A 12,079-nucleotide genomic window follows, 5' to 3' on the forward strand; every position below is an offset into this window, starting at 1 on the left:
GCGTAGGTGCTGCCCCGGTGTCGGCGCCCGGAAGCGGCGAGGCCGCCACGGGACGTCGGTACGTCCGGTGGCGGGACCGGTGAGTGGCTCGTCACCCGTGCCCGCTGCCGGTACGACGTGGCCGTCGCCAGGTGCCGAGTGCCGCAGGCGGGCCCGGTCCGGCCCCGCCCGGCCGCCCGTCCGGGTCCGCCCCGTGCCCGTGTTCAGGCGGATTCCCCCGGCGCCGGCACATCGGACAGCGCGCCGTACGCCAGCCCGAGTTCGCGTTCGGCCGTCGTGAGGGGCAGGCGGGTCACCGCCGCCGGGCGGTCGGTGCGGTCGCTGTTGGCGTGGGCGCCGAGTCCGTCGAGCACCACCAGGATCTGGATCGCGGTGCCGCGCGGGTCGTCCGTACGGAACTCGCCCCGCTCGACGCCCTCGCGGATCAGCTCCTCCAGACGGTCGTCGGAGGCCAGCTCCTGCTCGGTGACCCGGTCGCGCAGGACCGGGCGGTACCGGCTCAGGTGCCGGGCGTTGATCCACAGGCGGCTGATGTCGTCGTACTCCTCGCCCGCGGAGAGGGCGAAGTAGCGCGCGAGGTACTGCGTGGGGGTCCCGTGCGGCCGCTCCGCGGGCAGCAGGGAGTCGAGTTCACCGGTGGCGGCCACGCTGAACGCCTCGCCCACCAGATCCTCCGCCGAGGGGAAGTAGTGGCTGATCAGACCCGGCCGGACGGCGAGCTCCTCGGCGATCCGCCGGAGGGTGACGCACTCGAGCCCCTCGGTCAGGGCCACCCGGGCGGCGGTCTCCACGATCTCCGCCCGCCGGGCTTCCGGTGTCTTCCGCACTCTCCTGCGCTGAACGCTTGACGACATACCCGCGATGCTATTGAGTGTGCGACCAATAAGCAACCAGGTGGGCACCCCACGCACCGGAGGGCCGCATGACTTCCACGATCCCCGACCCGCTCCCGGGCTCCCCGGCCGCATCGGTCGCCCCGCCGGCCGCCGACCGGCCCGGCCGGATCGAGGCCCACGGCATCGACCACATCCCCGACTCCGAGCGCCACGGACACCCCCGCGAGCTCTTCTCCGTCTGGGCGGCTGCGAACGTCAACTACCTCAGCCTGGTCGTCGGCGGAGCCCTCGTCCTGATGGGCCTGAGCCTCTGGCAGGCCGTCGGCGTGACCGTCGTGGGCAACCTGCTCTGGGTGCTCCCCGGCCTCCTCGCCACCTCCGGCCCCGCCGCCGGCGCACCCAGCGAGGTCATCACCCGGGCCGTGTACGGCGTCATCGGCAACCGCGTGAACAACGCGGTGGGCGGCTGGCTGGTCTCCGTCTGCTACTTCGCCCTCAACCTGGCCGCCGCGGCCACCGCCGCCTTCGCGCTCGTCGAGAAGGCCGGCATCACGGCCGGCACCCCCGTCGAGGTGGCCGTCATCGTGGTCATCGCCGCGCTCACGCTGATCATCAGCGTCTACGGGCACGCCCTGATCGTCCGGCTCTACCTGCCGATCACCCTGGTCCTCGCCGGCGCCTTCGCCGTCGTCGCGTTCGCGGTCCTGCGGCACGCCGACTTCTCGTACGCCCCCGCGGAGCCGGCCCGCGGGGGCGAACTCTGGGCGCTGCTGCTCGCCGGCACCGCGATGATCGCCTCGGGCCCGCTCTCGTACACCACGAGCGCCGACTTCTCCCGCTATCTGCCCCGCACCGCCTCGAAGCGGGCGATCGCCGCGTGGACCGCGTTCGGCGCGTTCCTGCCCAGCGTCGTCGTCTGTTCGCTCGGCGCGTTCGCCGCCACCGCCGTCGACATGACCGACCCGCAGACCGCGCTCCAGGAGATCCTGCCCGGCTGGTTCGTCCCGCTCTTCCTGCTCGCCCTGGTCCTCGGCACCATCGCGATCAACGCCCTGACCGCGTACAGCGCGGGACTCGCGCTCCAGGCCGTCGGGCTGCGCGTCCGGCGCTCCGTCAGCGTCCTGTTCGACGGGGCCGTCGCCGTCGCCCTCACCCTCTACGGGCTGCTCGTCTCCAACTTCCTGGACACCGTCAGCAACGCGCTCCAGGTGATCATCGTCCTGAGCGGCCCCCTGATGGCGATCTACGCCACCGACGTGCTGCTGCGCCGGTGCCGCTACGACGGCCGCGCGCTCTCCGACGAGACCCCCGACAGCCCCTTCTGGTACACCGGGGGCGTCAACCCGGCCGGGGCCCTCGCCCTCGTCGCCGGCGTCACCGCGGCGGCCCTCTGCGTCGACACCCTCTACACGGGACCGGTCGCCGCCGCCCTCGACGGGCTCGACCTCTCCCTCCCCGTCGGCATGGCCGTCGCCGCCGCGCTCTACGCCCTCCTCATGCGAAAGGACCGCACCCTGCGCGCCGCCCGCGCCGGGGAGTGAACAGCCACCCACCCCGTCTGCGGAACCGGCTCAGGACACCGAGGTTCCGACCTCGGCAGGGCCGCCGGACGCCACCGGTTCCCGCGGGGCCGGCGCCGTAGAGGACGGGCCGGCCGCCGCTGCCGCCGCCGCTTCGACGAGGCCGCGCATCACCCGCAGGTCCTCGCCCATCTCCGGATGCCACTGCACGCCCAGGGCCCAGACCGGGGCGGCCAGCTCGACCGCCTCGACCGTGCCGTCCTCCGCGTGGGCCGAGGCCGCGAGCCCGGTGCCCAGCCGGTCCACGGCCTGGTGGTGGTAGGTCGGGACCTCGGCCGGCTCCGGTACGAGCGAGGCGTACCGGCTGCCCGGCACCGGCTTCACCGGGTGCCGGCCGATCACGCCGACCGCCTCCACGTGCCCGTCCAGGTGCTGGACCAGCGTCCCGCCCAGCGCCACGTTCAGGAGCTGCATGCCCCGGCAGATCCCGAGCAGCGGGGTCCCGGCGGCGAGAGCCGCGTCGATCAGGGCCAGCTCCCAGGCGTCCCGCTCCCGGGCCGGCGGGCCGGTACGGGGATCGCGCTCGGCCCCGTACCGTACGGGCTCCACGTCCGCCCCGCCCGCGACCACCAGTCCGTCGAGCCGGTCCACGACCGCCGCGGCGGTCTGCGGCGCGTCCGGCGGCAGCATCACCGCGATCCCCCCGCTCTCCTGGACGAGCCGCGGGTACGGCGCGGGGAGCAGCGCGGCCCGCATGTCCCACACGCCCCAGCGGGCCTGGTCCAGATAGGTGGTCACGCCGATGAGCGGCTTGGACACGGAATCTCCTCCGGAGATCGAGGGGGGACAGGGAGTCAGTCGCGTGCGAGTTCGGCCTCGGCGGCCGCGAGCGCCGCGAACTCCTCCTCGGGCGCCCTGGCCACCAGATGGTGTCGACTGTAGAACGCGAAGTAGGCGAGGGCGATCGCGTACACCCCGACGGCCATGAACGCCGCCGTCCGGTCCACCAGGAAGGTCGCGACCAGCGCCGACAGGGCCAGGACGAAGGCCACCGACGAGGTGACGATCCCGCCGGGCGTGCGGTACGGCCGGTGCAGCCCCGGCTCGCGGCGCCGCAGCACGATGTGGGAGAGCGCCATCAGGGCGTACGAGATGGTGGCGCCGAACACGGCGATGTTCAGCATCCGGGCCCCGTCCCCTGTCCCGGCGGCCAGCGCGAAGCCGATCGCGCCCGGGATGAGGAGCCCCAGGTACGGCGACTTGCGGCGGCTGGTCAGGGAGAGGAAGCGGGGTAGGTAGCCCGCGCGGGAGAGGGCGAAGAGCTGGCGCGAGCCGGCGTAGATGAGGGAGAAGAAGGAGGCCACCAGACCGGCGAGACCCGCGTAGTTCACGAAGCGGCTGAGCGCGGTCGGGTCCCCGTCGCCCTGGAGCGCCACGACCAGCGGGTTGCCCGCCTCGGAGACGGCGGCCGAGCCGCGCGCCCCGGTCGCGGCGAAGAAGGTCATCACGGCGAGCAGCACCAGGATCCCCATCGAGATCGCGAGGGCCCTCGGCATGGACCGCACCGGGTCCTTGGCCTCCTCGGCGGCGAGCGGCACGCCCTCCACGCCGAGGAAGAACCACATGCCGAAGGGGAACGCGGCCCAGATCCCGAGCAGCCCGAACGGCAGCCAGGAGGTGGCTCCGAAGGCCTCGCCGTCGACCGGGATGTCGTTCAGTCCGTCGACGTGGAAGTCGGTGAGGGCGCCGAGCGCGAAGACGACGAGCGCCGCCACCGCGATCGCCGTCACGATCAGGCTGAACCGCAGGGCCTCGCCCACGCCCCACAGGTGGATGCCGATGAAGAGGGCGAAGCAGACCAGGTAGACCGGCCAGCCGGACTCCAGCCCGAACAGGCCGAGGGACTCGACGTAGTCGCCGATGAAGATGGAGATCGCGGCCGGAGCCAGGATGTACTCGATGAGGATCGCGGTGCCGGTGAGGAACCCGCCCCAGGTGCCGAGCGCCCGGCGGGCGAAGCCGTAGCCGCCGCCGGCGGTGGGCAGGATGGCGGAGAGCTCGGCGAGGGCGAAGACCAGGCAGGCGTACATCGCGCCCATCAGGACGGTGGCGATGGCGAGCCCGCCGAAGCCGCCCTTGGAGAGGCCGATGTTCCAGCCGGAGAAGTCCCCGGAGACGACATAGGCGACGCCGAGCCCGGTGAGCAGCAGCCACCCGGCGCTGCCGCGGCGCAGTGCGCGGCGTTCGAGGTAGTCGTCCTTCGTCGGCGTGGTGTCTTCGAGCGTCATGGCAGCGTCAGCTCCCCGCAACGGGCCCAATGGATTGGAGCCATACCTTTGCGGTGCCGACCGGAGAGCGCAACCCCCGTGCGTTACTTTCGGGTTACGTACCCGGGGACGCCCGTCTCATGTCAGGAAGCCCCGCAGCAGCGCGGCCGTCCCCGAGCAGTGCTCCCGCATCACCTCGCGCGCCGCGTCCGCGTCCCCGTCCAGGACCGCCTCCACCAGGGCGGTGTGCTGGTGCTGGGAGTGCTCCAGGTTGCGGACGAGCAGCGGGATGCAGTCGAGCAGGTCGTTCACCGTCGCCCGGACGGCCGCGTACTGCGCGGTGAGGGTGGGGGAGCCGGACAGCTCCGCCAGTGTGAGGTGGAGCAGGGTGTCCTGGCGGCGGTAGTCGGCGAGCGGGGCGTCATGGGTCGCCGCCACGGCCGTCCGCAGCCGCTCGGCGCCCGCCGCGTCGAGGCCGTGGGCCGCGCAGAGCCCGGCCGCGCCGACCTCCAGGACCTCGCGGAAGCGCAGGGTGTCCTCCATGTCGACGGTGGCGATCCGGCGGCGCAGCTCGTCCTCGTCGGCGGTCTGGACGCGCGGCAGCACGAACGTCCCGCCGTAGCGGCCGCGCCGGCTCTCCACCAGGCCCTGCTCCTGGAGGACCTTGAGGACCTCGCGCAGCGTCACCCGGCTGATCCCCATCCGGTCGGCCAGCTCCCGCTCGGCGGGCAGCCGCTCGCCGCCGGGCACCAGCCCGAGCCGTACGACCTGGAGGATCTGCTCCAGGGCCTCCTCGAAGCCGTTGCCCGCCCGGACCGGCCGCAGCACGGGCGTCAGCCGGTCCGCCGATTCACTCGTACTGGCCACGTTCTCGATTCCCTTCCGTCAGCACTTCCCAAGCAATGGTCTTCCGCAATACCTTATGGCTTCCGGCAGGCCGAAGGAGGAGCAATCCCGTGGCAGACCGCACACCCCCGCTCACCGTCGAGGAGCTCCGCGCCCTCGTCGCGAGCGGCGACATCGACACCGTCGTCCTGGCCTTCCCCGACATGCAGGGACGCCTCCAGGGCAAGCGGTTCGCCGCCCCGTTCTTCCTGGACGAGGTACTCGGCCACGGCACCGAGGGCTGCAACTACCTCCTGGCCGTCGACACCGAGATGAACACCGTCGACGGCTTCGAGATGTCCTCCTGGGACCGCGGCTACGGCGACTTCGCCATGCACCCCGACCTCACCACCCTCCGCCGCCTCCCCTGGAACGAGGCCACGGCCATGGTGACGGCGGACCTCGCGTGGGCCGACGGCACCCCCGTCCTCGCGGCACCCCGCCAGATCCTCCGGCGCCAGCTGGAGCGCCTCGCCGAGCACGGCCTCACCGCCCACGTCGGCACCGAGCTCGAGTTCATCGTCTTCAAGGACAGCTACGAGCAGGCCTGGGACGCGAACTACCGCGGCCTCACCCCCGCCAACCAGTACAACATCGACTACTCCGTCCTCGGCACCGGACGCATCGAACCCCTTCTGCGCCGCATCCGCAACGAGATGACCGGCGCCGGACTCACCGTCGAGTCCGCCAAGGGCGAGTGCAATCCCGGCCAGCACGAGATCGTCTTCAAGTACGACGAGGCCCTCGCCACCTGCGACGGACACGCCGTCTACAAGACGGGCGCCAAGGAGATCGCCGACCAGGAGGGCTACGCGCTCACCTTCATGGCGAAGTACAACGAGCGCGAGGGCAACTCCTGCCACATCCACCTCTCCCTCCAGGACGCCGACGGAACGAACGTGATGGCCGGCGACGACCCGTACGGGATGTCGGCGACCATGCGGCACTTCCTTGCCGGACAGCTCGCCGCCCTCCGCGACTTCTCCCTGCTCTACGCCCCCAACATCAACTCCTACAAGCGGTTCCAGCCCGGCTCCTTCGCCCCCACCGCCGTCGCCTGGGGCCACGACAACCGCACCTGCTCGCTCCGCGTCGTCGGCCACGGCCGCTCCACCCGCTTCGAGAACCGTCTCCCCGGCGGCGACGTCAACCCGTACCTCGCCGTCGCCGGCCTCGTCGCCGCCGGACTGCACGGCATCGAGCAGCGGCTCGAACTCCCCGAGCCCTGCACCGGGAACGCCTACAGCGCCGACTACGCGCACGTGCCCACCACCCTGCGCGAGGCCGCCGACCTCTGGGAGACCAGCGAGATCGCCAAGGCCGCCTTCGGGGACGAGGTCGTCGCCCACTACCGCAACATGGCACGGGTCGAACTCGACGCCTTCGACGCGGCCGTCACGGACTGGGAACTGCGCCGCTCCTTCGAGCGCCACTGAACCCGCGTCGGCCCCGCGCCCCGCGCGCCCCCGTCTCCGACGACTCCGCACCACCTCCGAACCGCCGCTGAGAGGAACGAGTTGCTCCAGGTACTGAACCCGGCGACCGAGGAGCCGGTCGCCACCGTGCCCGCCGCCACCCCGGCCGACGTCGACGCCGCCGTCGCACGGGCCGCCGCCGCCCAGCGCGGCTGGGCCGCCGCCGCGCCCGCCGACAGGGCCCGGCTGCTCCGCCGCTTCGCCCTCGTCGTCGACGACCACGTCGAGGAGCTGGCCCGGCTGGAGGTGGCCGAAGCGGGTCACACCATCGGCAACGCCCGCTGGGAGGCCGGCAACGTCCGCGACCTGCTCGACTTCGCCGCCGGGGGAGCGGAGCGCCTCAACGGCCGCCAGATCCCCGTGGCCGGCGGCCTGGACGTCACGATCCTCGAACCGCTCGGCGTCGTCGGCGTCATCGCGCCGTGGAACTTCCCGATGCCGATCGCCGCCTGGGCCACCGCACCCGCCCTCGCCGCCGGCAACGCCGTCCTCCTCAAGCCCGCCGAGACCACCCCGCTCACCGCGCTCCGGCTCGCCGAACTCGCCCTGGAGGCGGGCCTGCCCGAAGGTCTCTTCCAGGTCCTCCCCGGCACCGGGCCGGTCGCGGGCAACGCCCTCGTCGAACACCCCGGCGTCGCCAAGATCGTCTTCACCGGCTCCACCCGCGTCGGCACGTCGATCATGGCGAAGTGCGCCGACCAGGTGAAGCGCGTCACCCTCGAACTCGGCGGCAAGAGCCCCAACATCGTCTTCGCCGACGCCGACCTCGAAGCCGCCGCCGCGGCCGCGCCCATGTCCTTCCTCGACAACAGCGGCCAGGACTGCTGCGCCCGCACGCGCATCCTCGTCCAGCGCGGCGCGTACGACCGCTTCATGGAGCTGCTCACCCCCGCCGTCGAGGAGATCGTCGTCGGCGACCCCGCGGACGAGCGCACCCAGATGGGCCCGCTCATCTCCCGCGCCCAGCTCGACCGCGTCCGCTCCTACGTGCCGGACGACCTCCCCGGCATCCGCGGCAAGGCCCCCGGGGGCCCCGGCTTCTGGTTCCCGCCGACCGTCCTCACCGGCCTGCCCGAGGACGCCCCCTGCGCCGTCGAGGAGGTCTTCGGGCCCGTCGCCGTCGTCCTGCCCTTCGAGGACGAGGCCGACGCGATCCGTCTCGCCAACGCCACCGATTACGGATTGTCCGGCTCCCTCTGGACCCGGGACATCGGCCGCGCCCTGCGCGTCTCCCGGGCCGTCCGCGCCGGCAACCTCTCCGTCAACTCCCATTCCAGCGTCCGCTACTGGACCCCGTTCGGCGGCTACGGGAAGTCGGGCCTCGGCCGCGAACTCGGCCCCGACGCACTGACCGCCTTCACCGAAACCAAGAACGTCTTCATCAGCACGGAGGCCTGAGCACCCATGACCAGCACCAGCACCGAAGAGATCGTCTGCCGCCGGCTCGTCGGCCGCACCGCCGTCATCACCGGGGCCGGCAGCGGCATCGGCCTCGCCACCGCCCGCCGCCTCGCCTCCGAGGGCGCGAACGTCGTCTGCGGCGACATCGACGAGACCGCCGGCAAGGCCGCCGCCGAGGAGGTCGGCGGCACGTTCGTGCAGGTCGACGTCACCGACCCCGAACAGGTCGAGGCGCTGTTCAAGACCGCCTTCGACACCTACGGCTCCGTCGACATCGCCTTCAACAACGCCGGCATCTCGCCCCCCGACGACGACTCCATCCTGGAGACCGGCCTGGAGGCCTGGAAGCGCGTCCAGGACGTCAACCTCACCTCCGTCTACCTCTGCTGCAAGGCCGCCCTGCCCTACATGCGCCGCCAGGGCAAGGGCTCCATCATCAACACCGCCTCCTTCGTCGCGATCATGGGCGCGGCCACCAGCCAGATCTCCTACACCGCCTCCAAGGGCGGCGTGCTCGCGATGTCCCGCGAACTGGGCGTGCAGTTCGCCCGCGAGGGCATCCGCGTCAACGCCCTGTGCCCCGGACCGGTGAACACCCCCCTCCTCCAGGAGCTGTTCGCCAAGGACCCCGAGCGGGCCGCGCGCCGCCTCGTCCACATCCCGGTCGGCCGCTTCGCCGAGCCCGAGGAGATCGCGGCCGCGGTCGCCTTCCTCGCCAGCGACGACTCCTCCTTCGTCAACGCCAGCGACTTCCTGGTCGACGGAGGCATCGCGGGCGCGTACGTGACGCCCCTCTAGACCGCCGCCGCACGGAGCCCCAGTACGCCTGGCTCGCCCAGCTCCTGCACGGCTGGACCACCCGCCAGGTCGAGGCGCCCACATCCCCACCCGGCAGCCGGGCGTCGCGAGGCGCCCGGCTGTCCGGCGTCCGCCGCAGCCCCGACAGGAGAGTGATCATGAACCAGCGTCTCCGGCTCCGTTCGTCCGCCGTCACCGCCGTCACCGCCGCCCTCGCCCTCGCCGCGACGAGCCTCATCTCCGCCACCGCCGCCGAGGCGAATCCCCGGGACCAGCGCACCCCCCGGCCCTGCCCCACCCTGCGGGTCTCCGACGGCTGGCACGGCGCCAACAAGGCCCGGATCGACGCCCTCCTGGCCGCGCACTGCCACGACGAGGGCGGGAGCCCCGACGCGGCCAACGGCAGGAAGCCCGTCGCGAGCAGGGGCGGGAAGCCCGTCGCGGTCTTCGACTGGGACAACACCGTCGTCAAGAACGACGTCGGCGACGCCACCTTCCACTGGCTCCTCCGCAACGACCGGGTCCGCCCGCCCCGGCACGGCGACTGGTCCACCACGAGCCGCCACCTCACCCCGGCGGCGGCCACCGCCCTCGGCGCGGCCTGCCCCACCGCCGTCCGCGTCCTGCCCACGGCCACCGACACCCGCTGCGCCGACGAACTCTTCTCCGTCTACGCCTCCGGCACCACCACGGCCGGGGACGCCGCCTTCGCGGGCCACGACCGCCGCCGCACGGAGCCCCAGTACGCCTGGCTCGCCCAGCTCCTGCACGGCTGGACCACCCGCCAGGTCGAGGCGTTCGCCGCAGCAGCCCGCGCCGAGAACCTCGCCGCCCCGCAGGGCGCCACTCAGCGCGTCGGCTCCTCCCAGGTCACCGGCTGGGTCCGCTACTACCCGCAGCAACGCGACCTGATCCGCGCCCTCCGGGAGGCCGGCTTCGACGTCTGGATCGTCTCCGCCTCGCCCGAACCCGTCGTCGACGTCTGGGCGCGGGGCGTCGGCGTCGACCCCTCGCACACCCTCGGCATCCGCAACACCACCGACCACGGCCGGCTCACCAGCCACCTCAAGGGCTGCGGAACCGTGCGGGACGGCGACGACACGATGATCACCTACATCGACGGCAAGCGCTGCTGGATCAACCAGGAGGTCTTCGGGATCCGCGGCCCCGCCGCCGAGCGGGTCCAGCCCGCCTCCCGGCGCCCGGTGTTCGCCGCGGGCGACTCCGACACCGACATCTCGTTCCTGCGGGACGCCACCGGCCTGCGCCTGGTCCTCAACCGCAACAAGAACGAACTCATGTGCCGGGCCTACGAGAACGGCGACGGCCGCTGGATCGTCAACCCCATGTTCATCGACCCCAAGCCGCGCAAGGCCACCCCGTACCCCTGCGCGAGCACCGGCTACACGGCGGCCGACGGCAGCGCGCAGCCGGTCCGGCGTACCGACGGCAGCGTCATCCCGGACCAGCAGGACCGGGTCTTCTGACGCCCGGGCCGGGCCTGCGACCTCGTCAGAGGAAGGTCCGGCCCTCGCCCCGATACGTGGGCACGGTGGCGGTGATCCGATCGCCCTCGATCAGCTGCAGACTCGCGAACCGCTCGCACAGCTCGCCCGCCTTCGCGTGCCGGAACCACACCTTGTCGCCGATCCGCAGGTCGTCGGCGGGCGAGCCGAGCAGCGGGGTCTGCACCTCGCCGGGCCCCTCCTGGGGGTCGTACGCCAGCCCCTCGGGCAGGTACGGCACGGGCAGCCGGTCGGGCCCGGCCGCACCCGAGGCCGGATAGCCGCCGCCGAGGACCGTCACCACCCCGACTCCCGGACGCCGGACGACGGGCTGCGCGAAGAGCGCCGCGGGCCGCCCGCTGAACGAGGTGTAGTTGTCGAAGAGCCGCGGCACATAGAGCCCCGAACCCGCGGCGATCTCCGTCACCGCGTCCTCTGCTGCCGTGTGCTGCACACTGCCGGTGCCGCCGCCGTTCACGAACTCCAGGTCCGGCGCCACCGCCCGGACGGCCCGCACCACGGCCGCCCTGCGCTCGGCCAGCTCCCGGCGGGCCGCCGCCTGCATCAGCCGGATCGCCCGCGACCGCAGCGGCCGGCCCGCCACCGCGTCCCCGACGCCCGCGACATGCCCCTCGTACGCCATGATCCCGACCAGCCGGAAACCGGGGCGCCGCACCACGGAACGGGCCAGCTCCGCGAGTTCCGCGGGCGCGCGCAGCGGGGAGCGGCGGGCACCGACCCGGATCCGTCCGCCGAACAGGCTGAGCGCCGTGTCCAGCTCCAGGCAGACCCTGACCTCCTCCGTCCCGCCCGCGCGGGAGGCGTCGATCAGGTCCAGCTGCGCCACGTCGTCGACCATGACGGTCACGGCGGCGGCCAGCTTCGGATCGCGCGCCAGCTCACCGAAGCCGGCGCGGTCCGCCGACGGATAGGCGAGGAGCACGTCCTCGAACCCGGCGCGGGCCAGCCACAGCGACTCGTCGAGCGTGAACGACATGATCCCGGCGAAACCCGGCCGCGCGAGCACCCGCTCCAGGAGGGCCCGGCACCGCACGGACTTGCTCGCGACCCGGATCGGCTTGCCGCCGGCCCGGCGCACGAGGTCGTCCGCGTTGGCGTCGAAGGCCTCCAGGTCGACGATCGCCACGGGCGCGTCGAGATGAGCGGTGGCCCGGTCGTAACGGGCCCGGTCGGCGGCACGGGGAGTCATGGCCCGAGCTTGCCAGACAGGTTTACGGGTGGGTAGCCCCTGGGTTCCCGTACCAGGGGGAACAGCCCGTAGAGTGACGGGCATTGTCGACACGAGCGGGGGGACGGGGATGACCGGCGAACAGCGCCCCGGCACGACCTCCCGCATCACGGACGCCCTCCTCCGCCCGCCCCCCTCGGAGA

At 73.0% G+C, this 12,079-nt stretch carries 10 protein-coding genes; 5 read left to right on the plus strand and 5 right to left on the minus strand.

The window, feature by feature from the left end:
* Positions 1 to 203: 203 nt before the first annotated feature.
* Entirely contained in the window at positions 204 to 854 is a 651-nt protein-coding gene (locus tag EAO70_RS24115; RefSeq protein ID WP_148004877.1) for a TetR/AcrR family transcriptional regulator, read from the minus strand.
* Between the two features lie 68 nt (positions 855 to 922).
* Here EAO70_RS24115 and EAO70_RS24120 point away from each other — a divergent pair, with 68 nt between their 5' ends.
* Entirely contained in the window at positions 923 to 2,377 is a 1,455-nt protein-coding gene (locus tag EAO70_RS24120; RefSeq protein ID WP_148004878.1) for a purine-cytosine permease family protein, read from the plus strand.
* Between the two features lie 30 nt (positions 2,378 to 2,407).
* On the opposite strand, the gene EAO70_RS24125 is transcribed toward EAO70_RS24120, so the two are convergent.
* The 3 genes from EAO70_RS24125 to EAO70_RS24135 all read right to left on the minus strand — a co-directional run bounded on the left by EAO70_RS24125 (position 2,408) and on the right by EAO70_RS24135 (position 5,490).
* Positions 2,408 to 3,175 (minus strand): gamma-glutamyl-gamma-aminobutyrate hydrolase family protein, encoded by a 768-nt coding sequence (locus EAO70_RS24125; protein ID WP_261993005.1) that lies wholly within the window; start codon positions 3,173 to 3,175, stop codon positions 2,408 to 2,410.
* A gap of 35 nt (positions 3,176 to 3,210) precedes the next feature.
* A complete protein-coding gene (gene eat / locus EAO70_RS24130) occupies positions 3,211 to 4,644 on the minus strand; it encodes an ethanolamine permease (protein WP_148004879.1) in 1,434 nt (477 codons plus the stop codon).
* Between the two features lie 117 nt (positions 4,645 to 4,761).
* Entirely contained in the window at positions 4,762 to 5,490 is a 729-nt protein-coding gene (locus EAO70_RS24135; RefSeq protein WP_073914967.1) for a FadR/GntR family transcriptional regulator, read from the minus strand.
* A gap of 89 nt (positions 5,491 to 5,579) precedes the next feature.
* Between EAO70_RS24135 and EAO70_RS24140 the strand changes: the two genes are divergently transcribed.
* From EAO70_RS24140 to EAO70_RS24155, 4 genes are all read left to right on the plus strand, one after another.
* Positions 5,580 to 6,944, plus strand: coding sequence for a glutamine synthetase family protein (locus EAO70_RS24140; RefSeq protein ID WP_148004880.1), 1,365 nt, complete (start codon positions 5,580 to 5,582; stop codon positions 6,942 to 6,944).
* Between the two features lie 81 nt (positions 6,945 to 7,025).
* A complete protein-coding gene (locus tag EAO70_RS24145; RefSeq protein ID WP_148004881.1) occupies positions 7,026 to 8,381 on the plus strand; it encodes an aldehyde dehydrogenase family protein in 1,356 nt (451 codons plus the stop codon).
* Positions 8,382 to 8,387: 6 nt separating this feature from the next.
* Positions 8,388 to 9,182: a 3-oxoacyl-ACP reductase gene (locus EAO70_RS24150; protein WP_148004882.1), complete on the plus strand. Its 795-nt coding sequence runs from the start codon at positions 8,388 to 8,390 to the stop codon at positions 9,180 to 9,182.
* Between the two features lie 158 nt (positions 9,183 to 9,340).
* On the plus strand, positions 9,341 to 10,669 hold the full coding sequence (locus EAO70_RS24155; RefSeq protein WP_148004883.1) for an HAD family hydrolase: 1,329 nt from the start codon (positions 9,341 to 9,343) through the stop codon (positions 10,667 to 10,669).
* A 25-nt stretch (positions 10,670 to 10,694) separates the two neighbouring features.
* Here the strand turns inward: EAO70_RS24155 and EAO70_RS24160 are convergent, their stop codons facing one another.
* A complete protein-coding gene (locus EAO70_RS24160) occupies positions 10,695 to 11,897 on the minus strand; it encodes an amino acid deaminase/aldolase (protein ID WP_148004884.1) in 1,203 nt (400 codons plus the stop codon).
* Between the last annotated feature and the right edge of the window lie 182 nt (positions 11,898 to 12,079).

Source organism: Streptomyces sp. adm13(2018) (assembly GCF_008042145.1).
Classification (GTDB): Bacteria; Actinomycetota; Actinomycetes; order Streptomycetales; family Streptomycetaceae; genus Streptomyces.